Origin of the sequence: Carnobacterium alterfunditum DSM 5972 (assembly GCF_000744115.1) — a bacterium.
In the GTDB taxonomy this organism is placed as follows: Bacteria; Bacillota; Bacilli; order Lactobacillales; family Carnobacteriaceae; genus Carnobacterium_B; species Carnobacterium_B alterfunditum.
Window position 1 is genome coordinate 1,102,592 of the sequence record NZ_JQLG01000004.1, and the last position, 25,444, is coordinate 1,128,035.

The 25,444-nt window shown below is 35.7% G+C and carries 19 protein-coding genes, 1 tRNA gene and 1 pseudogene; 6 read left to right on the top strand and 15 right to left on the bottom strand.

Annotation, left to right across the window (positions count from 1 at the left end):
* Nucleotides 1–169 precede the first annotated feature (169 nt).
* Nucleotides 170–242: transfer RNA gene (locus BR50_RS05705), tRNA-Val, on the bottom strand.
* A gap of 159 nt (nucleotides 243–401) precedes the next feature.
* Between BR50_RS05705 and BR50_RS05710 the strand changes: the two genes are divergently transcribed.
* Nucleotides 402–1,937, top strand: coding sequence for a ClC family H(+)/Cl(-) exchange transporter (locus tag BR50_RS05710; RefSeq protein WP_034547035.1), 1,536 nt, complete (start codon nucleotides 402–404; stop codon nucleotides 1,935–1,937).
* Nucleotides 1,938–2,052: 115 nt separating this feature from the next.
* On the opposite strand, the gene BR50_RS05715 is transcribed toward BR50_RS05710, so the two are convergent.
* From BR50_RS05715 to BR50_RS12425, 6 genes are all read right to left on the bottom strand, one after another.
* Entirely contained in the window at nucleotides 2,053–3,378 is a 1,326-nt protein-coding gene (locus BR50_RS05715; RefSeq protein WP_034545653.1) for an IS3 family transposase, read from the bottom strand.
* A 562-nt stretch (nucleotides 3,379–3,940) separates the two neighbouring features.
* A complete protein-coding gene (gene mnmG, locus BR50_RS05720) occupies nucleotides 3,941–5,842 on the bottom strand; it encodes a tRNA uridine-5-carboxymethylaminomethyl(34) synthesis enzyme MnmG (RefSeq protein WP_034547037.1) in 1,902 nt (633 codons plus the stop codon).
* A 102-nt stretch (nucleotides 5,843–5,944) separates the two neighbouring features.
* Entirely contained in the window at nucleotides 5,945–7,333 is a 1,389-nt protein-coding gene (gene mnmE / locus BR50_RS05725) for a tRNA uridine-5-carboxymethylaminomethyl(34) synthesis GTPase MnmE (RefSeq protein WP_034547039.1), read from the bottom strand.
* 232 nt (nucleotides 7,334–7,565) lie between these two features.
* The gene (locus BR50_RS05730; protein ID WP_034547041.1) at nucleotides 7,566–8,336 is read right to left on the bottom strand and encodes a DUF3891 family protein; all 771 of its coding nucleotides are present in this window, start codon (nucleotides 8,334–8,336) and stop codon (nucleotides 7,566–7,568) included.
* Nucleotides 8,337–8,621: 285 nt separating this feature from the next.
* A complete protein-coding gene (locus BR50_RS05735) occupies nucleotides 8,622–9,062 on the bottom strand; it encodes an ASCH domain-containing protein (RefSeq protein ID WP_034547043.1) in 441 nt (146 codons plus the stop codon).
* A 16-nt stretch (nucleotides 9,063–9,078) separates the two neighbouring features.
* Entirely contained in the window at nucleotides 9,079–9,678 is a 600-nt protein-coding gene (locus BR50_RS12425; RefSeq protein WP_051905755.1) for a TraX family protein, read from the bottom strand.
* 402 nt (nucleotides 9,679–10,080) lie between these two features.
* On the opposite strand from BR50_RS12425, the gene BR50_RS05745 reads away from it, so the two are divergent.
* Complete coding sequence (locus tag BR50_RS05745) at nucleotides 10,081–10,914, top strand: 3D domain-containing protein (protein ID WP_034547045.1); 834 nt, start codon at nucleotides 10,081–10,083, stop codon at nucleotides 10,912–10,914.
* Between the two features lie 97 nt (nucleotides 10,915–11,011).
* Here BR50_RS05745 and ade read toward each other — a convergent pair.
* Nucleotides 11,012–12,797, bottom strand: a pseudogene (gene ade, locus BR50_RS05750) (adenine deaminase).
* 151 nt (nucleotides 12,798–12,948) lie between these two features.
* On the opposite strand from ade, the gene treR reads away from it, so the two are divergent.
* The gene (treR, locus tag BR50_RS05755; protein ID WP_034547047.1) at nucleotides 12,949–13,665 is read left to right on the top strand and encodes a trehalose operon repressor; all 717 of its coding nucleotides are present in this window, start codon (nucleotides 12,949–12,951) and stop codon (nucleotides 13,663–13,665) included.
* A gap of 254 nt (nucleotides 13,666–13,919) precedes the next feature.
* Nucleotides 13,920–15,245: an IS3 family transposase gene (locus BR50_RS05760; RefSeq protein ID WP_034546509.1), complete on the top strand. Its 1,326-nt coding sequence runs from the start codon at nucleotides 13,920–13,922 to the stop codon at nucleotides 15,243–15,245.
* A 12-nt stretch (nucleotides 15,246–15,257) separates the two neighbouring features.
* Here BR50_RS05760 and BR50_RS05765 read toward each other — a convergent pair whose 3' ends face one another.
* The 7 genes from BR50_RS05765 to rpmH form a co-directional block, all read right to left on the bottom strand.
* Nucleotides 15,258–15,500, bottom strand: a complete 243-nt coding sequence (locus BR50_RS05765; protein WP_211249825.1) for a hypothetical protein — start codon at nucleotides 15,498–15,500, stop codon at nucleotides 15,258–15,260.
* Entirely contained in the window at nucleotides 15,497–17,179 is a 1,683-nt protein-coding gene (treC, locus tag BR50_RS05770) for an alpha,alpha-phosphotrehalase (protein WP_034547049.1), read from the bottom strand. The genes BR50_RS05765 and treC overlap by 4 nt, the downstream gene beginning before the upstream one ends.
* A gap of 20 nt (nucleotides 17,180–17,199) precedes the next feature.
* Nucleotides 17,200–18,663 (bottom strand): PTS system trehalose-specific EIIBC component, encoded by a 1,464-nt coding sequence (gene treP, locus BR50_RS05775; protein WP_034547051.1) that lies wholly within the window; start codon nucleotides 18,661–18,663, stop codon nucleotides 17,200–17,202.
* 1,105 nt (nucleotides 18,664–19,768) lie between these two features.
* Nucleotides 19,769–20,557 (bottom strand): RNA-binding cell elongation regulator Jag/EloR, encoded by a 789-nt coding sequence (gene jag, locus BR50_RS05780; protein ID WP_034547053.1) that lies wholly within the window; start codon nucleotides 20,555–20,557, stop codon nucleotides 19,769–19,771.
* 44 nt (nucleotides 20,558–20,601) lie between these two features.
* Nucleotides 20,602–21,429 carry a membrane protein insertase YidC gene (gene yidC / locus BR50_RS05785; RefSeq protein ID WP_034547055.1) on the bottom strand — a complete coding sequence of 276 codons (828 nt, stop codon included), beginning with the start codon at nucleotides 21,427–21,429 and terminating at the stop codon, nucleotides 20,602–20,604.
* Nucleotides 21,430–21,458: 29 nt separating this feature from the next.
* Nucleotides 21,459–21,797, bottom strand: a complete 339-nt coding sequence (gene rnpA, locus BR50_RS05790) for a ribonuclease P protein component (RefSeq protein ID WP_034547057.1) — start codon at nucleotides 21,795–21,797, stop codon at nucleotides 21,459–21,461.
* A gap of 155 nt (nucleotides 21,798–21,952) precedes the next feature.
* Nucleotides 21,953–22,087, bottom strand: coding sequence for a 50S ribosomal protein L34 (gene rpmH, locus BR50_RS05795; protein WP_034547059.1), 135 nt, complete (start codon nucleotides 22,085–22,087; stop codon nucleotides 21,953–21,955).
* Nucleotides 22,088–22,710: 623 nt separating this feature from the next.
* Here rpmH and dnaA point away from each other — a divergent pair.
* Together dnaA and dnaN are read left to right on the top strand one after the other, a co-directional pair.
* Nucleotides 22,711–24,048 (top strand): chromosomal replication initiator protein DnaA, encoded by a 1,338-nt coding sequence (gene dnaA / locus BR50_RS05800; RefSeq protein ID WP_034547061.1) that lies wholly within the window; start codon nucleotides 22,711–22,713, stop codon nucleotides 24,046–24,048.
* Nucleotides 24,049–24,230: 182 nt separating this feature from the next.
* Entirely contained in the window at nucleotides 24,231–25,373 is a 1,143-nt protein-coding gene (gene dnaN, locus BR50_RS05805) for a DNA polymerase III subunit beta (protein WP_034547063.1), read from the top strand.
* The last annotated feature ends 71 nt before the right edge of the window (nucleotides 25,374–25,444 follow it).

Sequence of the window (25,444 nt, forward strand, 5' to 3'; positions counted from 1 at the left end):
ACACTTTTTTGTTTCACAAATCCGTCTTTTTCAACTGTATAACAAATCAACTAGAAGTGCAATACTTTAAAGCGTTTTTCACACTATCTAAACTAGTTAAATTAAAAAAAAAATAAAAAATAAGCTTATAAAAGTTGAGGTTGGTCAACGTTCATAAACTTATTCGTGATGGTCTCTACTGGGCTCGAACCAGCGACCCCTACCTTGTCGAGGTAGTGCTCTCCCAACTGAGCTAAGAAACCTTTTATAGTTGATTCTATCTGCTTTTTAGTATAAGCTACTTGCGCTATTAAAGTAAAGTACTTTTTGCTGTTTTAAAAATTATCCTGTATCCTTACCGCTAAAAGGAGTACTATGGAGAATAGAAGCTTAAAATATTTTTAAAAAAGGAAGATTGAGTTATGAGCAGTTTATTGACTAAACTTAATGATCGACAAATTCGTTACATCACTAAAGGAATTTTAGTAGGGATGTTAACTGGAGTAATTGTTAGTTTGTTTCGTTTAGGTGTAGAAATTATTCTAGAAAATATTATTCATCTGTACAAATTTTTCCATTCAGAACCTTTATGGTTGATTCCATGGGTCTTTGTTTCTATTGGTGTTGCTATTATTATTGGTTTATTTATAAAAAGCGAACCAAACATTAAAGGAAGCGGTATTCCACAAGTAGAAGGTCAAGTTCAAGGCGTCGTCCATACTTCTTGGTGGTCTATTCTATGGAAAAAGTTCGTTAGTGGGCTGTTAGCCATTGGATTTGGACTTTTCCTCGGAAGAGAAGGTCCTTCTATTCAACTAGGAGCTTCAATTGGATCAGGTGTCAGCAAATTAACCAAAGGCGATGAAATAGAAGAAAACGTCTTACTATCGAGTGGAGCTGGTGCTGGTTTAGCAGCTGCTTTTAATGCACCCATAGCAGGACTGTTGTTTGTTTTGGAAGAAGTCCATCACAATTTCTCTCCCTTAGTTGCTATAACGACATTTGCTTCAGCTATTACAGCCAATTTCGTTTCTTTGACCATTTTTGGTTTGGCTCCGGTATTGGATATCGGAGCCATAACATCTCTTCCGATACAGTATTATATCTACTTGCCATTATTAGGGATTTTTTTAGGGATAGGGGGCTGGTTTTACAATAAAGTTTTATTGGATGTCCTTCCTAAATTTTATCAATTGTTTTCCTTTATACCGGTGCACTTTAATTCAGTCATTCCGCTTCTATTAGTAATCCCGATTGGTTACTACCTACCAGAAATAATTGGTGGTGGAAGTGGGATCGTCGTGCAGTTTACTGAGTGGAATTTATCGCTAGCTGTTTTAGTTGGATTATTTATTTTCCGCTTTATTTTTTCTATGGTATCTTATGGCGCCAGTGTTCCAGGAGGTATTTTCTTACCTATTCTATCTTTAGGAGCCTTACTTGGTGCTCTATTTGCCCAGTTCATGATCACTTATTTCCAAATGGACCCTCAGTATTTAACCCATTTTATTTTATTTGCTATGGCTGGTTATTTTACTGCTATCGGAAAAGCACCCTTAACCGCTATTTTATTAGTTACTGAAATGGTTGGCGGTTTGAATCAATTAATGCCCTTAGCTGTTGTTTCCTTGACAGCCTATATAACAGCAGACATCTTAGACGTTAAACCTATCTACGAAAGTTTATTGGAAAAGCTGCTTCCTGCTGATAACAATGTTATTATTAGCAAGCCATACTCCTTTGTGCATACCGTTGAACCTAACAGTCTTTTATCTGGCAAGTCGATACAAGAAATAGACTGGCCTGAAGAAGTTATCATATCTTCCATGCGTAGAGGAAATGAACATATCGTCCCTCATGGACAAACTTTTATTCATGTTGGAGATCATTTGATTATTACTTGTGATTTAAAGAAAGCTAGTGCCGTTCGAAAATTATTAAAAGAACACCAAATTTGATGATATATAAGTGAAAAAGGCCGTTTGAGGCTAGGATATAACTAACTGAGTATAAGAGAAAGAGTCTGTTTAATTGAAATGGACCCTGTGTCAAGGACATTTTAAAAAAGAGACCTCATGAAACACTCAATAAAAGCTGCTCCCTGTAATGAACAGGGGGCAGTTTTTTCAGATTCCATTGTCCACGTTCATTGTTGTAATAGTCCATATAATCAGTCACAATTGCTCGAAGTTCTTCCAAATTCCCACAATCTTTATACTCTATTTCATCTTTCAAATGTCCAAAGAACGACTCTTGTGGAGCGTTATCCCAACAGTTCCCTCTTCTGGACATGGATTGCCCTAACTGATTATCAGCCAATTTCTTATGGAATTTAGGGCTGGTGTAATGGACTCCCTGATCTGAATGGATAAAGGCATCTTTATGTAGCGTTGTGCTATGGGCACTCATTAATAAATCAACCGTTGTTAATGAAAGATCAAGTTTTAAACTGTCAGACACATAGTGAGCTAGAATTTCTTTCGTTGTTCCATCTTTTACAGTTGATAAATAACCTATAAACCCGCCGGTTCCAGGTAAATAAGTGATATCTGTTAATAAAACTTTATGGGCTATTCCTTGATCAAACTGACGTTTCAACTTGTTCTCAACAGTGCTGTGTTCTTTGGTGGCTTTTGCCATTCTTTTATAGGGGTTTGCTTTACGAATAGGACAGAAGATATTAAATTTCCTCATCAGGCGCTGTACTTTTTTACGATTGACGGTAATGCCCAGAACGTTTAGGAAGTACATTACGATACTTCGAGAACCTTTCTCGTAACCACGGTAGTTATAAGCTTCTTCAATTTGAGTTCTCCAGACTTGATCTTCCTCATCACGTGCATTTCTACTGTCTAAACTTTTAACATAATTGTAGTAACCTGAACGAGAAACACCCAACGCTTTACAGGCATCTATGAGGGTTCCTGTATAGGAACCCTTGGTTTTCATTTCATGGATCCTTGAAAAGATTCTGCTAATCTTTTCGCTGTTTTCTGGCCTCCTTTCGCTCCATTCTGATTTTTTTAACAAGTCATTTTCTTGTCCTAATAATAGGATTTTGGCCTGTAACTTTTCAATTTGTTGTTCAAGTGTTAATGGTGTTTTTCGAGGTCTGCCTGAACAATCTTGTCGTGTATCTTTCAATGCCAAAACACCATTATCACGGTATCTTTTTCGCCATTTACCAGCGAATGATCTTATCCTACTTTTACCAATCATTTCCGGATCAAATCCAGCTTCAATAAATAGTTGCTTAGCCGTTTTTGAACCCAATGATTCTGAAACAAAGTAGCGTTTAAACTCATCGGAATAAGTAATACTTTTCTCCGATACATTTTTAACGTATGGGTTTGCTTTTAAAATTTGAATTTGTTCTGGTGTAAATGTTAATTTTGACATTTATCCGCTCCTTTCTGCACGAAGTGCAAGTATTAACCTATTCTTCTTTATATCAGTATACAAAAATAGACCCTATAGAGAGCACCTTTTTTTGGTGTCCATTCTATAGGGTCCATTTTAGATCAGGAAACTGATAAACAGACTCTTTTTTTCTATATATATTAATTGCCTAAAAAATGGTGTTGGTGTTTTAAAAGAAATTTCTGCTGGAATAACAGGTTTGCTTGTGGAGAGCCATGGAAGCGCCTGAAGCCGAAAAGAAAGTCTTCCGGCTTTCAAGCTTCAAACATACCGTAATCGCTGAAGCGCTAACGCTGTGTAATTCACATTGAATTCTTTACACGGCTACAAGCATCCCCTATTCCGACAGAAATTCCAGGTAAGTGATCAAACTAATTTTACGTATATTTTTTAATAAAAAGAGGTAAAGGTATTATAGTCAATTGCATCTCATTTTCTACCGATGATGCACCTTTTAGAAGTATCTTTAGAATCAAAAGTTGGATAGGCAAAGAGGCTAGGACTTATGTCCTAGCCTTTTACATCCCTTTTTTTATAGTTGTTATTCTAATACGGATACTTTTGCAATTTTTCCTTGTTCTACATAAACCATTAAAATTGAAATGTCCGCTGGGTTCACACCACTAATACGGCTAGCTTGAGCAATGGTTTCAGGTTGGATTTTAATCAACTTTTCTTTCGCTTCAGTAGCTATCCCGTTAATAGAAGCATAATCGATATTTTCTGGTATACGTTTATTTTCCATTCGTTTTAACTTATCTACTTTTTGAGAAGCTTTAGCGATGTATCCTTCGTATTTAACTTGAATTTCTACCTGTTCTTCGACAGTTGCTGGAAGTTCATAATCACGTGGGACAAATGCCAAAAGATCTTGATAAGCAACTTCTGGTCGGCGCAAAAAGTCTTTTGCCAAAATTCCATCTTTTAGTGGTGCTTGATTTTTTTCAGTTAAATAAGATTGGATTTCTGCAGTTGGTTTCAAACGGATAGAACCTAAACGTTCTAGTTCTCCTTCAACTTGAGCTTTTTTGATTAAAAACGTGTCATAGCGTTCTTTTGAAATCAAGCCTATTTCATGACCTATTTTAGTCAGTCTAAAATCAGCATTATCATGACGTAACAGTAGGCGGTATTCTGCACGAGACGTTAACAAACGGTAAGGTTCATTTGTTCCTTTAGTCACTAAATCATCGATCATCACTCCGATATAGCCTTCACTACGCTTCATAACAAACGGTTCTTTCCCTTGGACTTTAAGTGCTGCATTGATACCAGCCATGATTCCTTGACCTGCTGCCTCTTCATAGCCAGAAGTTCCGTTCATTTGGCCAGCAGTGAATAGATTTTCAACTACTTTTGTTTCTAAAGAAGGGCGCAATTGATGAGGTGTGACCACATCATATTCAATTGCATAACCGGTACGCATCATTTCTGCGTTTTCCAACCCTTCGATTGAGTGTATAATATCTTGTTGAACATCTTCTGGAAGAGATGTTGACAAGCCTTGGACGTATACTTCTTCTGTATTGCGTCCTTCTGGTTCCAAAAATAATTGATGTCTTGGTTTATCGCTAAAACGAACAACTTTATCTTCAATTGATGGGCAGTAACGTGCACCTACCCCTTCAACGATTCCTGTAAACATTGGTGCACGGTGTAAGTTTTCTTGGATTTTTTGGTGAGTTTCTTCATTCGTATATGTTAACCAACAAGATAATTGATCTTTTAAGTAAACACTATTTGGCGTTTCATAACTAAAATGATTCGCTTTTTTATCACCAGGTTGTTCTTCTGTTAAACTATAATCGATGGTTGATGATTTAACTCTAGGAGGCGTTCCGGTTTTAAAACGTTTCAATTCGAATCCATTTTCCAGTAAACTTTCTGATAGTTTAATAGACGGTTGCGAATTGTTTGGACCTGAAGAATATTTTAGTTCTCCAATAATGATTTGACCACGAGAAGACGTTCCCGCTGTTAAAATAACCGTCTTAGAACGATAGATAGCACCAGTATTTGTGATGATTCCTTTGCATATACCTTCTTCAATAATTAATTCGTCAGCGATACCTTGTCTTAAAACAAGATTTTTGGTTTCTTCAATTGTTTTCTTCATTTCATTTGCATACATAAATTTATCTGCTTGTGCGCGTAAAGCTCGAACAGCCGGTCCTTTACCAGTGTTCAACATTCTCATTTGTATATATGTTTTGTCAATATTGCGGCCCATTTCACCACCAAGAGCATCAATTTCTCTGACCACGACTCCTTTAGCGGGTCCTCCAATTGATGGGTTACACGGCATGAAAGCGACCATATCTAGATTGATGGTGATCAAAAGTGTTTTGCTTCCCATTCTTGCTGCTGCTAATGCGGCTTCTGAACCAGCATGTCCTGCACCAACAACGATTACGTCAAAATTTCCAGCTTCGTAATGATTCATTTAAACAATCCCTTCTTTTCTGTACTTCAGTTTTTTTATAAATATCAAATTTTCTCATATCTTATTGGTTGAGCTGCGTGTCCAAACGGGAAGTTCAGCATTCTATTTTCCTAAGCAGAATTGGCTGAATAGTTGGGTCAGTAGTTCGTCTTGGACGCTGTCTCCGGTGATTTCGCCTAATAGATCCCAACAACGTGTCATGTCGATTTGAACGAGATCAACTGGCATTCCCGCTTCTACTCCGCTGATAACTTCGTCTAATGCAGCTTCTGCATCATTTAACAATGCGATATGACGTACATTAGATACATAAGTTGCATCTCTTTCGCCTGTTTGACCAGTGAAAAAAAGATCTGCTATTTTCTTTTCTAAAATATCTATACCTGATTTGGATAAAATAGAGGTCTTCACGATACTTTCTGGCTCTACTACTGTTTCTAATTCAGTTAAATCCAATTTATTTGGCAAATCCATCTTATTTAAAATGACAATGCGACGGTGTTGATTTGTTGCTTCAATTAAAGCTTTATCTTCTATTGTTAAAGGTTCGCTTTGATTAAATACTAACAAAACTAAATCCGCATCACTTAAGGCTTGGCGGCTTCGTTCTACGCCAATACGTTCAATAATGTCTTCTGTTTCACGAATTCCAGCTGTATCGATCAGTTTCAATGGTACACCTCGAACGCTGATGTATTCTTCAATAACATCTCGTGTGGTACCAGCAATATCTGTAACGATAGCTTTTTCTTCATCTAGCAGATAATTCAATAAGCTTGATTTTCCAACATTTGGTCGTCCGATGATTGCTGTCGCTAGTCCTTCTCTTAAAATCTTTCCTTGACTGGCAGTTGCAAGCAATTGTTGGATCGAAGCTTTAACTAGTTTAGCTTTTTCAATTAATAATTTTGAAGTCATTTCTTCAACATCGTCGTATTCAGGGTAATCGATATTTACTTCTACTTGAGCTAATGTATCCAGTATATCCATACGCAAATTGCGGATCAAATGAGACAAGTTTCCATCCAGTTGTTTTAATGCAACATGCATGGCTCTATCTGTTTTAGCGCGGATCAGATCCATTACTGCTTCTGCTTGAGACAAATCAATTCGCCCATTCAAAAAGGCTCGTTTTGTGAATTCACCGGGTTCAGCTAAGCGGGCTCCATTTTGCAAAACACATTGCAAGACTTGATTGACCGAGGTAATACCGCCATGACAATTGATTTCAACGACATCTTCTCTAGTAAATGTTTTGGGTTCACGCATAACGGATACCATTACTTCATCAATTGTTTCGTTTGTTTTAGGGTTCTCGATGTGACCATAGTGGATAGTATGACTCTTCTGTTCAGCTAGCGATTTTGAACCAGATTTATATACGCGATCTGCAATTTCAATTGCTTGCTCCCCACTCAATCTTACTATTCCTATTGCTCCTTCACCTGGAGGCGTTGAAATCGCTGCAATGGTTTCAAATTCTAATGTCAAGCTCTCTCACTCCTTCTATTTTTTTGCACGAAAAAAGTGCCCACTCCACCCCTTTGTTTTTTACAAAAGGAATGGAAAGCACTTTGACTACTTTTATCATTCAGATAAGTTTATTTGATTTTTAGTGGTTTTTTTAATCGTTTTGTTGTTCCGTTAAGACTATACAAGTTCTCTAACTATTTGTCAATAACTTCAGCTGATTTTTATTTATAATCATCTCAGCCGTTTTGACTTATCCTTCGTTCGATCTGACCCTAATGCTTACTTCTTCGTATTCCGTTTCTTTGTAACTATCTAAGAGCCCTTTTTCTTGAATCGCTGCTTTTGAAACAACTTTTTGAATCACTCTACTATTGATTGTTTTTTCAAAAGGGAACACATCCAATACGATCGTATGTTCATCACTCCAGCTTGGCCTCATAGTTGTTGCTTTCAATCCAAGTTCAGCAGTTAAGGTAAGTCCTTTTTTAAAGAATGGATGAATGGTTTCTTCTGTAGCACCCGGTTCGTTTATACAAGCGAATACAGACAAAGTATCTCCTAACGCCAACAAGGCATAGTGAAAATCAAATAGTTGTTGATCAAATTCACCTAAATCAGCAATGATCCGTTTCTTTCTCTCTTCTTCTCGTTCAAGAAAAACCTGCGATTCTTTTAAGGTATCTTTTAAAAAGAACTGACTGTAATGTCTGCTGCAAAGTAATGCGGCATAAGGATCAACCTTTTCAACTTCATCAATACCGTAAGTATAAAAAATTGTTTTTGGCGCTTTCGGGAAATCGAAAAGCGAATAAGGAGCTTGTTTTTTATCATTCCAAAAAGGGCTTTTATCAAGATTTTCCCATCCATAGTCATGCATAAGGATAGCATAATCGACCGATTTTCTTAACCGTTCCCCTTTAAATAAGCTTGTTTCCCATTGAGCCATAACGTCTCCAGCGAATTGAGCATGGTTCTTTTGTTCAATCATTACAAAATCAGCTTCACGCTCTCTAATAATCATAACTATGCACCCTTTCAACTTGTTCCTAATTGATGACCGTTCCGCTTTTTAGTATACCACTAATTTTAGGCTGTATAATTTTTGGTGTTGATAGACTTAATCTAATAACATTACTTACCCAAAATTCATGGAGGAATAGAGTTTGCTTATAGCCATGTAAAGGATTCAATGTGAATTACACAGCGTTGCCGCTTTAGACGTTTTCTTGGCTCTCCACAAGCAAACCCGTTATTCCAGAAGAAATTTCTTTTAAAATACCAAGACCATTTGTTAAACGATCCAACTTCATTTATAAATGACTTCAAACTCTTCGCATACTATCAGAATATTGTCATGAAAGACTAAACTATTTTTTTTATAAGAATTTTCAAAAAAAGTTTTGTGGACTTCTCGCCAGTAATGCAATGACCGATCGCCCTCGCCTTCTTTAAAAGCGTGTTCTTTAGATACCTCTAAAAAAGGAATGACAGACACTTTAATCGTCTTTGTTATGCAGACTGCTTTCTCACTAGCATCAAGTATCATGTTTAGCTCTCCTGCCTCAGGTAACGCTTCATTCTCGAGCGCATATTCTTCATAGGAAGAAGCTGTGGCTGTTTTTATTTGTTCAACAGTTAATCGCGCTAACTCATCTGGTTCGACTCCATAACTCCAAGCTTGGTATGTTTTATCCTGATACTCTGGATGTGCCGAAATAAATTCCTGCCACATTTGCTTTGCTTTCATAGCCTACACTCCTTACTTATAAATTAAATTTAATAGCTAACAAAATTAATTGATGCAATGGATAATAAAGGTAACCAATAATTTTAGGTATTTTTTTAGTCGCTTTATAGGTGTCTATTAATAGTAGAAAAATAGCAAAACAAGCAAAAATTTGGACAGATGGCCAGACAAGAATATGTACTGTCAAAAAGAGAATTACTCCAAGCAACTCATGAATAAACACCATACAATAAATAGCCCAACCCAATAAAAAACCATATATTCCATATTCACAAAAATAACTTAGTACTAATGCTAGAATAATAAATCGCTTATCTTTAATAGAGAGTGCTACCAGAGCTAATGTAAACAAGATATTAAACACGGTTCCAGAATAAAGACTTATAGGGATCGTTAAAATGCCTACGCCGATCAATTGAAAAAAGTATTTTTTAAAATTACTGGTGTTTCTAGTCCCTTGAACTGTTGTATATAAAAAACACGGAAACGCGATTCTTCCTATGATACGAAGCCATATGAGTTCAGGAAACAAGTAATAGCCGATGTGATCGATCGTCATTGTAATAATTCCGATCCATTTAATGGCATTGATTTTATCGTAACTCTCTTTTGTCATTTCGACCCTCCAATTACTGTAAACACGCTATTTTAAGAATTTTACCATTTTAAATATAGAACCTAAAGGAGAATTTTTTTTTGGTTTCCAGCATATGATTTGCTTAGTCAGATTACGAATTAAGTCATATTTTACGTAGAAACTTACTTTTTGTATTCATTTAGTAAAGAAACTATTCAATTAATACAGAACCAATAAGAAACCATGACGAATGGCTGAAAGGACTTTTCTTTTTTTTTTACCGTGGTAGGATAGCATTTGTTGAAGGAGAAAGACCTTCATTTACATTGAGCTTATAGCTCAAAATAAACAATGTCGCTCAGAATCCACAGTCAACTTCTCTTACCTTATAACTTGTAGGCGGAACACTATTCTTGGCAAAATAAAAGGAGATCAAAAAAAATGAAAAACTTTAAATCGAAATTTTTTATCGCAAGTGCAACTTTAGCTTTAACAGGTATCATGGCTGTTTCAAATCCAACAGAAGCATCAGCTGCTGAATATACTTCTAGCACTTGGGAAGCTCGTACTGCAGACGAAATCAAACAAGACCTTAAAAATACTGAAGATGGCAGCACAGAATACACTATCCAATGGGGCGATACATTATCATCAGTAGCTTTAGCAACTGATTTATCTATTGATTCTTTAGTAGATGTAAATGATATTAATAATGCCAATGCTATTTATAGCGGCAATACTATTTCTTTATCTGCTGACCGCTCAACTGTTACGGTTGAAACAACTGAAGATACTAAGAGCTACAACGTTAGCGAACCTAAAGAAGTTGTAGAAGTTGAACCTGTTGCCGAAAAAGCACCCGTTGTTGAAGAAGCACCGGTTGTTGAAGAAGCACCTGCTGAAGAACCTGTAGTGGTTGAAGAAGCCGTTACTGAACCTGCAGCAACAGAAACACAAACACCACAAGCTGAAACAGCCTCTGCAACTTCTGGTCAAACCGTTACTGTTGAAGCAACAGCTTATTCAACGAATCAACCAGAATTAAGCGATACTACTGCAACTGGGATCAATTTGAATGAAAATCCAAATGTTATCGCTGTTGACCCAAGCGTTATTCCTCTAGGTTCAACTGTTTATGTTCCAGGATACGGTACATTTACTGCTGGAGACACTGGTAGTGCTATTAACGGCAATCGTATCGATGTCCACATCACTGATTTAACTCAAGCTACTAATTTTGGTAGACAAACAATGGACGTTCAAATTTTAAACTAATAAACTTAAAAATAAACCTAACTTATTCACTTCCCCCGATTTCGAATAGTTAATAAAAAAATCCACCTAAAAGATAACATTCTTTTAGGTGGATTTTTTATTGCTCTTTTATGACTTGAATTGGTATGTGAGAAGAACTTTCAAAATCAAATAATCCCAAGTCAGTTAATTTTAATTTTGGAATGACCGGGAGCGTCAAAAAGGATAAGGTCAAAAACGGATTAAAGTTCACGGTTTCTCCAATCATTGTGGCGGCCTTATCTAATTCTTTCAAAGTTTGATCGACTTCCAGATACCCCGATTCTGTCATCAACCCTGCTACAGGTAATGCTAGCGAAGCTAAGACTTGCTCACCTGCTACAACCGCTAAACCTCCGTTAGTTTTAATTACTTGTTCAACTGCTTTTAATATCTCCTGATCAGAAGTGCCTACTGCTACTATATTATGTGAATCATGAGCTACGGTCGTAGCAATTGCACCTTTTTTCAAACGAAAGCCTTTTACGATTCCTAATCCAATATGATCTGTTCCTTTATGCCGTTCAATAACGGCTATTTTCAACTGATCTTTTTTAGTTGAAGGTACAAAAAACCCTTTTTCAACGGTTACGTTTTCCTTTAAATGATTTGTGACCAGACTATTTGGGATAATTCCGATGATGTTGCATGTAGGATCTGTCAAAGGGATCGCTAGTGCTTCTGTTGTCAGTTCTTGCGCATTGATTTTTGCTAATTCTGCGCCTTTGCGTTTTTTCTCCGAGCTCAATTCAAATAACGAAGTGTTTAATTTTCCATTATCAGAAATACAAACGCCTTTTTTATATACTTGATCAATCGCAATTGTTTCTAAATCATCTAAAATTAAAAAATCGGCTTGATAGCCTGCAGCAATTGCGCCTAAATGAGTAAGATTAAAACATTCCGCTGGATTAAAAGTCCCCATTTGGATAGCTGTTATAGGATCTAACCCTTTTTGAATGGCTAATCGTACAATATGATCAATGCTGCCTTCTTCTAATAAGTCGTCGATCAATTTATCGTCTGTCACAAATAAACACCTTCTAGCATTTTTTACCGTCACTGCAGGTAATAAGGCTGTTAGATCTTTAGCTACAGTACCCTCTCTGATCTTTAGCTACAGTACCCTCTCTGATCATTAAATACATTCCCAAGTCTAAGCGGTCTTTTGCTTCTTGAGCATTGATGCTTTCATGATCGGTTCGAATTCCAGCTGCTAAATAAATATTCAATTCTTCTCTTGTCAGACCGGCAGCATGCCCATCAATAAAGCCGTCTATTTCTTGAACCATTGCAAGCTTATCCATCATAATACTGTCGCCTTTTTTTACAGATGCAAAATCCATTACTTCCGCTAAACCTAATACTTCTGGTTCGGATAAGAACGGTTCAAGTTGTTTAGCATTTAATAGTGCTCCATTATTCTCAAACTTTGTCGCTGGGACACAAGATGATAACATAACATAGATATCTATTGGTAAGTTTTTGGATTCTTCAATCATAAATTGAATACCATCCGCTCCAGCTACGTTCGCAATTTCATGTGGGTCGGTGATCACGCTTGTCACGCCATGCTGCATTACAACTTTCGAAAATTCTTTAGGTGTCAGCAAAGAGCTTTCAATATGCACATGTCCATCAATAAAACCTGGGACAATGATTTTATTTCGAGCATCAATTATTTTAATTCCATCGTACGAACCGATCCCAACGATCGTGCCTTCTGTAATGGCGATATCGCCGCTCATTAGTTCTCCTGTAAATACGTTTACGATCGTTCCATTTTTAACGACTAAATCTGCTGGTATTTTTTTAGCTGCTACTTTTATTTTCTTTTCTAATGCTGAAGTTTTTATATCTCCCAATTTAAATACCTCCTCATATTTTATAAAATTTTCGTTTTTTATATGCTTACAATACTACACTAGCTAATTTTAAAAACAACTTTTATTTGCAAGTTTTTCCTACTGGATTATGCTAAAATGTAAGTTAAGGATCGGAATGTGAGGAATATATATGAGTAAGTTCAATAAAATTTTTTTAGATCTTGAAGCAGCTATTTTAAATCAAAGTTTTATTTCCGGTGATCTCTTGCCTAGCGAAAATGAACTGGTAAAAACATATAATGTTTCCCGTGAAACAATTCGAAAAGCGCTGAATTTGCTTTTAGAAAAAGGGTACATTCAAAAGATACAAGGGAAAGGCTCCGTTGTTTTAGATGTTAAACGCTTTGATTTCCCTGTCTCTGGCTTAACCAGCTACAAAGAACTTCAAGATGCGCAACAAATGAATAGTCAAACCATCGTCGTCCACAATGGCTTACAGCCAATTTCTGAAGACTTAGCTAATCATTTAAAGCTTCCTTTGGATACTCCTATTTTATATCTTGAACGCTTAAGAAAAGTAAATGGCGAAGTAGTCATTATAGATAAAGATTATCTGCTCACTTCTATCGTTCCAACTATTCCAACCGATGCAGCTGAGGATTCATTGTATCATTACATTGAACATACGCTCGGATTAACGATCAGTTATGCTCAAAAAGAGATAACGGTAGATCCAATTACAGAAGAAGATAAACGCTTGATGGACTTAGAAGATGATACGCATGTTGTGGTTGTAAGAAGTGATGTCTATTTAGAAGATACGACTCTGTTTCAGCATACAGAATCTCGTCACCGCTTGGATCGTTTTCGTTTTGTTGACTTTGCCAGACGTAGGAATTCGCTCTAAAAAAGAGTTCGGCAATGGATTAAGCCATTCTCCTACTAGAAAAACAATACTTACGCCCAAAATAGCAAACAAAAAAAACGCTCAGGTTCTATTAAAATGGACCCTATAGAATGGACACTAAAAAAAGTGCCCTCTATAAGGTCTATTTTTGTATACTTATATAGAAAAATATAAGTATGGTTGATTTAAGATTATTCAGTCCATTAAAACCGTATTCCACAATGAATGCACTACGTGCAGAAAGGAGCTGCTAAATGTCAAAGTTAACATTTACACCAAAACAAATCCAATTTTTAAAGACAAACCCATATGTAAAAAATGTATCTGAAAAAAGCATTACTTATTCCGATGAATTCAAACGCCATTTTGTTTCAGAATCGTTGGACTCAAAAACGGCTAAACAACTATTTTTTGAAGCAGGATTTGATTTGGAAATGCTTGGTGAAAGCAGGATAAAAGCATTCTCTAAGAAATGGCGAAAAAGATATCGGGATAATGGCGTTTTGGCGTTGAAAGACACTCGACAGGGCCATTCAGGCGGAGTTCGAAAGACAGAACTAACACCTGAGCAACAAATTGAAAAGTTACAAGCCAAAATTTCATTGTTAGAACAAGAAAATGAATTGTTAAAAAAATCAGAATGGAGCGAAAGGAGGCTAGAAAAAAACGAAAAGACTAGCGAAATCTTCGCAAAAATCCATAAAATGAAAAAAGATGGTTCCTACACAGGAACGATTGTAGATGCATGTGATGTGTTGGAGGTTTCCCGTTCCGGTTACTACAATTATTTGAAGAGTTCAGACACTAGGAATGCACGAGATGAGGAAGATCAGGCTTGGAGAACCAAAATTGAAAAAGCTTATAGTTATCGTGGTTACGAGAAAGGCTCTCGAAGCATTGTCATGTATTTCAAGAATATTCTGGGTATCACAGTCAATCGTAAAAAGGTACAGCGTTTGATGAGGAAATTTAATATTTTCTGCCCCATTCGTAAAGCGAATCCCTATAAAAGAATGGCAAAAGCTACCAAAGAACATCGCACTGTTGAAAACCAGCTGGAACGTCAATTTGATCAAGGGATAGCCCACAAAGTTCTATTAACAGATATTACTTACCTGCCTGGAGCTGATGGTTTCCTGGGTTATTTATCAACCATTAAAGATGGTACGACGAAAGAAATTTTAGCTCATTATGTATCTGATAATCTAAAACTTGATATTTCGCTAAACACCGTAGATTCTTTAATGAGCGCCCACGGTGCAACGTTACATAAAGATGCTTTTATCCATTCAGATCAAGGCGTACATTACACTAGCCCTAAATTTCATAAGAAGTTGATAGAGAATCATTTAGGGCAGTCCATGTCCAGAAGAGGTAACTGTTGGGACAACGCTCCCCAAGAGTCATTCTTCGGACATTTGAAGGATGAAATGAACTATGAAAATTGTACGAACCTAGAAGAATTGCGAGCAACTGTGAGTGATTACATTGACTATTATAATAATGAACGTGGGCAATGGAACCTAAAAAAATTGCCCCCTGTTCATTACAGGGAACAATTTTTATCAGGTATTGCATAAGGTCTCTTTTTTTTAATGTCTTTGACATAGGGTCCATTTTACATAACCCTCTGGTGTCATTCCTTTTTTAGGCATCATTTTCACTGCATATGACAAGGAATAAAGGATTTCAATATTCTTTTTGAATGGTTCACTATTTGGATTACCACTGCCTTCTATTGTAAAAAATTTCATTTCTGGAACTTCAATAATAGCTGGTTGTTTTTTTGGTAAATAGAGTTCCTTTGAGTGTTTTCTCCATTCAAATTTACTCACAATTTATCCGTTTCCTTTTTGTCATCTGCTTCAAAATGAAAAGCAATGGTTTCGTAAGGCCCTAATTCCAATTTAGCTGTTAATGCTTTCTTTTCTCCATTACCAATAAGATAAGAACTAGATCTAGCTAAAAATTCTTCTGGAATCTCAATGATTACGGATTCTGGATAGAAATGATTAAGGACTAATAATTGTTCTCCTTCATGTTCTCTTACATAGCCATAAACGCTTGGATGTTCCATTAGGATCCCACGATAATTCCCTTCAGAAATGACTAGCATCTCTTTCCTTAACTGAATCAATTTTTTATAGAAGTTAAAAATGGTTCCTTCTTTACGCTCTTTTGCTACATTGATCTCATGGTAGTTTTCAGCTACTTTTATCCAAGGTTCTCCAGTTGTAAAACCAGCATTCCTTTCGGCTATCCATTGCATCGGTGTTCGGCTGTTATCTCGCGATTTTTCTTTAATGATTTCCATGATTTCTTCATGTGGCAGACCATTAGCTTGTAGTTCTTTATAAGCATTTTGGGTCTCTACATCTACATAATCTGTAATCTCTTGAAATTCCGGATTCTTCATACCAATTTCTTCTCCTTGATAAACATAAGGGGTTCCACGCAGCAAATGGATCGTCTGAGCTAACATCTTAGAAGAAGCTTCAAAGTAATTGACAGGGTCTCCAAAGCGGTTTATTGCACGCGGTTGGTCATGATTGCTCCAGAATAATGCATTCCATCCATTCCCTTTAGACATTCCTTCTTGCCAATTATTAAGTAATTCTTTTAATTCCATGAAATCAAATGGCATCTTGCTCCATTTTTCTCCATCTAGATAATCGACTTTCAAATGATGGAAACTAAAAACCATCGATAATTCTTGTTTTTCAGGATTGGAATAAGCAATCCCATTTTCAATAGTCGTTGAAGACATTTCTCCAACAGTCATCATATTTGGTTGTTTTCCAAAAGTTTTTTGATTCATTTCATGAATAAATTCATGTGCTATTGGTCGATCAGTATATAACGATTTTCCTACGCCATCTGCTGCATCAACAAGTTCTTCCTCCTTGCCAACTACATTGATCACATCAAATCGGAATCCTTTTACACCTTTATCTATCCAAAAATTAACCACATTAAATACTTCATCTCTTACTTCAGGATTACGCCAATTTAAATCTGCTTGCGAAACATCATATAGATGCAAATATTCCTTTCCAGTATCCGCAAAAGGAGCCCACGCTGGGCCTCCAAATTTTGAGACCCAGTTCGTAGGATGACTTCCATCTGCTTTAGGTTCACGTAGTATATAGTAATCTTGGTATTTTTTTTCACCCTTTAAAGCTCGTTGAAACCATTCATGATCAATTGATGTGTGATTTAAAACCATATCTAACATAATTTCCAATTTGTATTCCGTGGTTACATCAATGAGCTCCTCAAAATCTTCCATCGTTCCAAATAATGGATCGATTTCTACATAATTAGCGATATCATAGCCATTATCTTTTTGTGGAGAAATGAAGAAGGGATTGATCCATAGTACATCAACACCTAAATCTGCTAAATAAGGCACTTTTTCAATGATTCCTTTTAAATCCCCTACTCCATCTCCATTGGAATCCTTAAAAGATTTTGGGTAAATTTGATACACGACTTTCTCATGAAAGGTACTCATTCTATTCCTACTTTCTAAATTTATTTCCCTAATTCTGGTTGTATAACTTCTGCTTCTACTTGATCTGATTTATTTAAAATATTGTATTTACGGAAAACGATCGTCAATGCAAACGGTACTACTATTGCAATCACCATACTAATTGCAAAGATACCCCAGTATTGATTTTGAATGGAAAGAATTCCCGGAAGTCCACCTACACCAATTGAATTAGCTGTTACGTTAAAAATAGTTGATACTAATCCTGCAAGACCTGAACCGATCATAGCAGCCACAAATGGGTAGATATATTTGATGTTGATCCCGAACATAGCTGGTTCTGTTACACCTAAGTAACATGAAATAGCTGCTGGAATAGAGATTTGTTCTTCTTTCTCGTTTCCACGGTGCAAATAAATGATAGCTAACACTGCAGAACCTTGAGCAATATTTGATAAAGCGATCATTGGCCATAAATTAGTTCCTTGGAAATCTGCAATCAATTGTAGATCGATCGCATTCGTCATGTGGTGCAATCCAGTGATTACTAGTGGTGAGTAGAAGAAACCGAATAATGCTCCAAATAACCAGTTAAATGAGCTTCCTAATCCTGCATACACAATACTAGAGACCCATCCTCCAATGATCCAACCAATTGGTCCTAAAACAGTATGAGCAATCAAAACAGTTGGAACTAAAGCAAAGAATGGTACAAAAATCATTGAAATCGATTGTGGGATAACTTTACGCAACCACAATTCTAGATAAGCTAGTAAAAATCCAGCTAACATAGCAGGAATAACTTGCGCTTGGTAGCCGATCATATCAATCGTAAAATAACCAAAATCCCAAACTGGAACTTCTGCTGCTGCTGTTCCAGCAACGGCGTACGCGTTCAATAATTGAGGGGATACGAGCGTGATACCTAAAACAATACCTAAAATTTGAGTTGTTCCCATTTTCTTAGCAACACTCCAAGTGATACCTACTGGTAAGAAGTGGAAAATAGCTTCACCGATCAACCATAAGAAACTATTCGCACCAGCCCAGAATTGAGAAACTTCAACGATTGTTTGGCCGTCAAGCCAACCCATTGGGACAGCTTCTAAAATATTACGGAACCCTAAAATTAAACCTCCGACAATAATTGCTGGAATAATCGGTGTGAAAATTTCTGCTAAAACAGACATTGCACGTTGCACAGGGTTTTGATTTTGTTTACTTGCTGCTTTCACTTCATCTTTAGATACGCCTTCTTTACCGGATATTTTAGAAAATTCATTGTAGAATGTAGCAACATCATTCCCAATAATAACTTGATACTGACCGGCTTGAGTAAATGTTCCTTTAACTACAGGGATATCCTCAATTTTTTTGCTATCTGCTTTTGCAGGATCATTTAATACGAAACGCATGCGAGTGGCACAGTGAGTGACTGCAGAAATATTATCGGGACCTCCGATATCTTCTAAAAGCTGCTTTGCATCTTGTGTGTAATCTGCCATTTTCTTTCCTCCTAAGAATAATTTTATAATTGCAACTTGTATATACAAGTACAATGTAACCTTTTTCATTAGTAATTGCAAGCGTTTTATCTATATTTTTTTCAACTTATGGATCTATATAAAAAAGCTGGTATAAGAATCTTAAGATTCTTATACCAGCTTTTAATTTAGCGATTTAATTAGGATGTGTTTTAAAACTAATGACTCTTCTTATTTTTGGGCTAATTGACAAAGATATGGGGTGATTAAAATCAGAATCGAACAACAAGAACGACCTAAGGAGTCTAGGAGTCAAATAAAATAGTCCACTATTTTGAGTTACTCGAACTAGCACTCGTTCCCGCTACTCAAATGCACGTTGGGTGCTCAGTTACTCGAACTAACGCTCGTTCACGCTACTCAAATGCACGTTGGGTGCTCAGTTACTCGAACTAGCACTCGTTCCCGCTACTTGCTCTTAACAAGATAGTTTTAAAACATGCCCTAGTCATACTATTCAACAATACTATAAGAAACTTTTGATGTTACTTGGTAACAGGATTATTTCTTATCAGCCTATCAGACTTTTGGCTTAGTAACCATCTTTGACTAATCGTAAGAAAGAGGTTGGGACATAAGTCCAAACCTCTTTGCCTATCCAACCATTGATCCCAAAGATACTTCTAAAAGTAACCTCGCCGGTAGAAAAATGTAAAAATCATAGAAAAAACAGATCAATCATTTTTTATGATTCAGATATATAGGGTCTATCATTTTTCGTGTTCATAGATCAGTTTGATCATTCACACGAAATTTCAGACGGAATAGGAGTTGCTTGTAGCCATGTGAAGTATTCAATGTGAATTATAAAACTTTAATGCTTTAGCGATTAAGCTTTGTTTGAGGCTTGAAAGCCTGGAAGACAAAAGGCTTCATGGCAGTACCATAGCTCTACACAAGCAAATCCGTTCATTCCAGAAGAAATTTCTTTTAGAATACCAATATTTTTTTTAGACGATCGATATATATAGAACAAAAAAAGAATCTTTTCTTGTTCTCAGCTAGTTATGACCTAGCCATTTTTTTACTTGATTACTAAATTCGTTAGAGTACAGACTAAATACTTTTATTTTAATTCAACTACTAAGTAGCGATGAGGTTCGGTTCCTTCAGAATGAGTAGCAACAGCGTCATCTTTGCTCAAATAAAAATGAATTTGTTTTCTTTCAGAAGCAGGCATTGGTTCTAAGAATACAGGTTGCTTTGTACGACGGACTTTCGCAGCAGTCCGCTCTGCTAGTTCTCTCAAAGCATCTTCTCTGCGTTCACGATAGTCTCCAACATTTACAACAGCATTAAATTTTGTTTTAGCATGATGGTGTAGCAAAACTTGAGCTAACGATTGTAAAGCATTTAGTACTTTACCATGTTTGCCAATGACCAAACCTGCTTTTTCTGTTTCAATATGAAAAACAACTTGTTTTTTAGTTTCTTCTATTATCACTGTACTAGAAATACCCATTTTCTGGATAATTTCTTGCAGGTAATCTGCCACCATTTTAATAGCTTCTTCATCATTTCTTTTTGTGTCAGTTTCTTTAGAAAGTTCCTCTTCTTCTGAAATGGTTGTTTCTGCCAAAACAGGAGCCTTCTCATTTACAAGGTCAATTGAAGCTGATGATGATTTTACTGTTTTAACTTCAGCAGAAGATTCTTTAAAAAAATCTTTAGCATTATTTTCAGCTGCAATTTTTGTAACAGTTACGATTGCATCTTTCTTTCCAATTTTAAAAATACCTTTTCTACCTTGATCTATTATTTCAATAGAAGCTTCTTCTTTAGCGATTCCCAGTTCCTTTAATGCTTTTTGGATAGCTTCATCTACCGTTTCAGCTTGAGCTGTATACTTATTCATATACCTACCTCCATTCTAAACACTTTTGATTCATCGAACCTATCTTATTTTTTTCTTTTCTTAGGTTTTAAAGCTTTTTCAAGAGCACGTCGGCGATCCCGTTCAATTTGGCTCTTTTCTTCACGCACTTTTTTAATTTTAAAAGGATTATTCAATAATAATGTTTGTCCCACAGAAAATGCATTTCCTACGACCCAGTACAGCGATAATGCACTTGGCAATGTAATCCCCATAAATAAAATCAATGCAGGCATCATATACAGCATAGTCGTTGTTGTCGGATTGGGCTCTAATTGACTCATGGTTGATAGCTTAGTTGTTGCATACGTCAATATAGCAGCTAGTACAGGTAGAACAAAGTATGGATCTGGTGCTCCTAAATTCATCCATAAAAAGTTTCCTGTTTTCAAAACTTCTGTACGGCTGATAGCTTGGTACATAGCAATCAACACCGGCATTTGAATAAGCAATGGCAAACACCCAGCTACAGGATTAACACCTGCTTCTGCGTATAATTTAGACGTTTCTTCTTTTAATTTATTTTGTGTATCTGGATCCTTAGAAGCGTACTTTGTTTGTAATTTTTTTAACTGTGGTTGCATCTCTGACATTTTTTGAGTACTTTTTGTTTGGTGGTGCATGACAGGTAACAGAACCAATCGAATGATCAATGTAAAAATAATTATTCCTGCCCCGAAACTTCCACCAAATAAATCAGCTAACCAGATGATGATACGGGAGAAGTTAAAAACAATGTATTTATCCCAAATCCCTGTGCTTTGTTCTGTGATGGGTGAAGTGCCACAACCCACCAAAACGACTGCTAAAAAAACAGTCCCTAATAAAAGAAGTAATCGCTTACGTTTGTTCACGTCCTGTCCTCCACTCTAATAAGTAAAAACTATCTTAATAATTTTGCAAGCTTTAAAACATGCGTCAAACTTTTTTTTGTTTCCTTCATCGTCATATCTGCTATCGGTTTACGAGCAATAACAATGAAATCATTTTCTGCTTTTAGCTGCGGTTTTAACTCAGTTAAACTTTGTCGAATTCTTCTTTTGACATTATTCCGCATGACCGCGTTACCTATTTTTTTACCAACAGATATTCCTACACGAAAATGTGGCTGGTCTTTTTTATCTAGCACATAAATGACAAATTGACGATTTGCTGTTGATCTGCCATTGTGAAAAACTTTTTGAAATTCTGCTTCTTTTTTGACACGATAGGTTTTTCTCATTAAAATAACCTCTCATCTCTTATTAAATTAATAAAAATACCGTTCCATTTAATTGAATAAGGAATAAATTACCCAGTAATCATTTAAAGAAAAACGACTACTGAGTAATTTTTATTCCAATCCTAAAAAAAAAGACCACTGAAACGTTCAGTGATCTATGCTGATAATACTTTTCTTCCTTTACGACGTCTGCTTTGTAATACATTACGTCCACTTTTAGTACTCATGCGTTTACGGAAACCATGTACTTTTTGACGTTTACGCTTTTTGGGTTGGTAAGTTCTTTTCATGCGTGATACACCTCCTGTGAAAACTATCTCTCATTATTGTTTCTTACATTATCCAAAGACAGTCTAAAATTATTATAACGAAGAAAAAATAGTCTTGTCAAACGTATTACCCCTATTTTTATTCATTCACTTATGTATGATAGCATATTTTCACTTATTATGAAACAATCTTTTGCAAATTCTTTTTACACAGCATCATTCTTTTCTTTTTTATTAAGACTTACTAAGAATTCCTGCCTTTTTTTTATTTAAAATAAAGATATCCACAAGGGTATAAAGTTATGCACACGCCTGGGGAATAGTTTTTTCAGGCTTTTGTTATCCTCAAGTTATCACCTGGTTATCCACAAATGAACACGGTGTGCAAAAACGTTATCCACTCCTCCTTTAAAAATGTGCATAACTCTGTTTTAGGCTGGTGCGTCAGTTTAACTCAGTTGATAGTTATCCACAAAAATCCAGATTTAGTTGTTATTAAATAAAGTTATCCACTGCTGTTTTTCGCCTGTGTATAACTTTATTTACAGGCAGTGTATAATTTTTCTTTTAAAAAAACTACTTGTGGAAAACTTTTTAAAAAAGTGCTAAACTGACATAGACACATTTTATAAGGAGGTTCTCTTTTGGACGATCTACAAACACTATGGAATTTTTTAAAAGAAAAATTTAAAGAATCGCTATCCAAAGTTAGCTACGATACGTGGATAGAAAGTGCTAGTCCAATACGTATCACAGATAACAACATTATTATTGAAGTCCCTTCTTCTTTGCATAAAGAATATTGGGAAAATAACTTAGCTACCCGAATCGTTGAAAATATTTATGAATACTCCAGTCGAGAAATTTCTCCGTTATTTGTTATTAAAAATGAGCAAGAAACATCTACACTTGCCAATAATAATCTTCGTAATGAAGTTCCTAAAAAAAACTGGTTTAAAAAAGATATTCAATTAAATACAAAGTATACTTTTGATACCTTTGTTATAGGTAAAGGAAATCAAATGGCTCATGCTGCTGCTTTAGTCGTTGCCGAAGAACCTGGAACAATCTATAATCCCTTATTTTTCTATGGTGGAGTTGGACTTGGAAAAACCCATTTGATGCATGCTATAGGTCACCAAATGTTGCTGCTGAATCCTGATGCACGGGTAAAATATGTCAGTAGTGAAACATTTGCAAATGACTTTATAAATTCCATTCAAAATAAAACACAAGAAAAATTTAGGAATGAATATCGCAGTGTTGACTTGCTTTTAGTAGATGATATTCAGTTTTTTGCAGATAAAGAAGGAACTCAAGAAGAATTTTTCCATACATTTAATGCCTTATATGATGACCGAAAACAAATCGTATTGACGAGTGATCGTTTGCCAAACGAAATTCCTAAACTGCAAGAACGGTTGGTCTCAAGATTCGCATGGGGATTATCAGTAGACATTACGCCTCCAGATTTAGAGACGCGGATTGCGATCCTAAGAAAAAAAGCCAATGCTGAACGGTTAGAAATTCCAGGCGACACTTTAAGTTATATAGCTGGTCAAATTGATTCAAATATTAGAGAATTAGAAGGTGCGTTGGTTCGTGTTCAAGCTTATGCAGCTATTGAAAGTCGTGATATTACTACTAGTTTGGCTGCGGATGCATTGAAAAGTATGTTACCTTCAGCAAAACCAACGACACTTACTATTCTTGATGTTCAACATGCTGTCAGCAAATATTATCAATTATCGATCGCTGATCTTAAAGGTAAAAAGCGTATTAAATCAATTGTTTTACCAAGACAAATCGCCATGTATTTATCTCGTGAACTTACATCAAATTCGTTACCTAAAATCGGTGCTGAATTTGGCGGGAAAGATCATACAACAGTTATTCATGCTTATGAAAAAATCGTTCATGCTTTAACAAAGGATGAACAGTTAAAACAAGAAATAACCGATTTAAAGAAAAAATTAATGTAGCTTTTTATTTTACACATGTGTATAACTAATAGAGTTATCCTTTTTTTATCAACAGGTTATCCACATGTGTAAAACCATTTAAATAAAAAGATCATCATTGTTTTCCACAGTATCCACAAGCCCTACTACTATTACTAAAAGAACTTATAACATAAATTAAACTATCTCTGGAGGTAAAATTAATGAAATTTACAATAAAACGAAGTGCCTTTTTAAAAAGCCTAGCTGATGTTCAGCGTGCAATTTCTTCTAGAACAACCATTCCAATATTGACTGGATTAAAAATCATTGCAAATGATGAAGGGTTAACCTTAACTGGTAGTGATTCAGATATTTCGATCGAAGCTTTTATTCCTATTTCAGAAGAAGAAAATCTTTTAACGATTGAAAAAACTGGTGGAATTGTTTTACAAGCACGCTTTTTTAGTGAAATCGTAAAAAAACTACCTGAAGAAACGATGACGATTGAAATACTAGATCATTTTCAAGCATTGATTACTTCAGCAACAGCTTCATTTACTATTAACGGCTTAGATCCAAATAATTACCCTCATTTGCCGATCATTGATACGTCAGAGTCATTTACCTTACCGGTAAATTTATTTAAACAAGTTATTGGACAAACGGTTATTGCTATTTCAACGCATGAGAGCCGTCCAATATTAACAGGTGTGAATATTGTGATTGAAAACGGCAAATTTTTAGCCGTTGCTACAGATAGTCATCGTTTAAGTCAACGTGTGATTCCTATTGAAATGAATGATGAACAAGCATCTAAAAAATACAATATTATTATTCCAGGTAAGAGTTTGATTGAATTATCTCGTACGTTAGATGAAACATCAGACACTATTGAAATGATGATCACTGAAAACCAAGTTTTATTTAAATCAGAAAACATGTATTTTTATTCTCGCTTACTTGAAGGGTATTATCCTGATACCAAGCGTTTGATTCCTGATAATTCTTCAACAGAGATCAGTTTCAATGCTAGTGCTTTATTGGGTTCTATTGAACGGGCTTCTTTACTTTCACATGAAGGAAAAAATAACGTTGTTAAAATCACTATCAATCCTGATTTAATTGAAATTTCAGGTAATTCACCTGATGTTGGTAATGTTAAAGAAGAATTAGATTATCTGTCCGTTGAAGGAGAGCCGATCGAACTTTCATTTAACCCTGATTATATGAAAGACGCATTGAGAACTTTTGGCCAAACGGATATAAAAATTAAATTCACCTCTCCAGTCCGTCCTTTTATCTTGGTTCCAAGTGAAAATGGACAAGATTTTATTCAATTGATCACTCCTGTTCGAACTTTTTAAAGATCAAACAGTTAAAAACCACTTTTCATGCAATTGAAAAGTGGTTTTTTTTTATTGTGCTTCAAATCAGC

Excerpts from the sequence above, each read along its gene's own strand:
- jag (WP_034547053.1), bottom strand. The coding sequence starts at position 20,557 with ATGAATAAGTATACAGCTCAAGCTGAAACGGTAGATGAAGCTATCCAA.
- mnmG (WP_034547037.1), bottom strand. The coding sequence starts at position 5,842 with ATGAATCATTACGAAGCTGGAAATTTTGACGTAATCGTTGTTGGTGCA.
- treR (WP_034547047.1), top strand. The coding sequence starts at position 12,949 with ATGAGTAAGTTCAATAAAATTTTTTTAGATCTTGAAGCAGCTATTTTA.
- BR50_RS12425 (WP_051905755.1), bottom strand. The coding sequence starts at position 9,678 with ATGACAAAAGAGAGTTACGATAAAATCAATGCCATTAAATGGATCGGA.
- BR50_RS05745 (WP_034547045.1), top strand. The coding sequence starts at position 10,081 with ATGAAAAACTTTAAATCGAAATTTTTTATCGCAAGTGCAACTTTAGCT.
- dnaN (WP_034547063.1), top strand. The coding sequence starts at position 24,231 with ATGAAATTTACAATAAAACGAAGTGCCTTTTTAAAAAGCCTAGCTGAT.
- BR50_RS05715 (WP_034545653.1), bottom strand. The coding sequence starts at position 3,378 with ATGTCAAAATTAACATTTACACCAGAACAAATTCAAATTTTAAAAGCA.
- BR50_RS05735 (WP_034547043.1), bottom strand. The coding sequence starts at position 9,062 with ATGAAAGCAAAGCAAATGTGGCAGGAATTTATTTCGGCACATCCAGAG.
- treP (WP_034547051.1), bottom strand. The coding sequence starts at position 18,663 with ATGGCAGATTACACACAAGATGCAAAGCAGCTTTTAGAAGATATCGGA.
- BR50_RS05730 (WP_034547041.1), bottom strand. The coding sequence starts at position 8,336 with ATGATTATTAGAGAGCGTGAAGCTGATTTTGTAATGATTGAACAAAAG.
- rnpA (WP_034547057.1), bottom strand. The coding sequence starts at position 21,797 with ATGAGAAAAACCTATCGTGTCAAAAAAGAAGCAGAATTTCAAAAAGTT.
- BR50_RS05760 (WP_034546509.1), top strand. The coding sequence starts at position 13,920 with ATGTCAAAGTTAACATTTACACCAAAACAAATCCAATTTTTAAAGACA.
- rpmH (WP_034547059.1), bottom strand. The coding sequence starts at position 22,087 with ATGAAAAGAACTTACCAACCCAAAAAGCGTAAACGTCAAAAAGTACAT.
- BR50_RS05710 (WP_034547035.1), top strand. The coding sequence starts at position 402 with ATGAGCAGTTTATTGACTAAACTTAATGATCGACAAATTCGTTACATC.
- treC (WP_034547049.1), bottom strand. The coding sequence starts at position 17,179 with ATGAGTACCTTTCATGAGAAAGTCGTGTATCAAATTTACCCAAAATCT.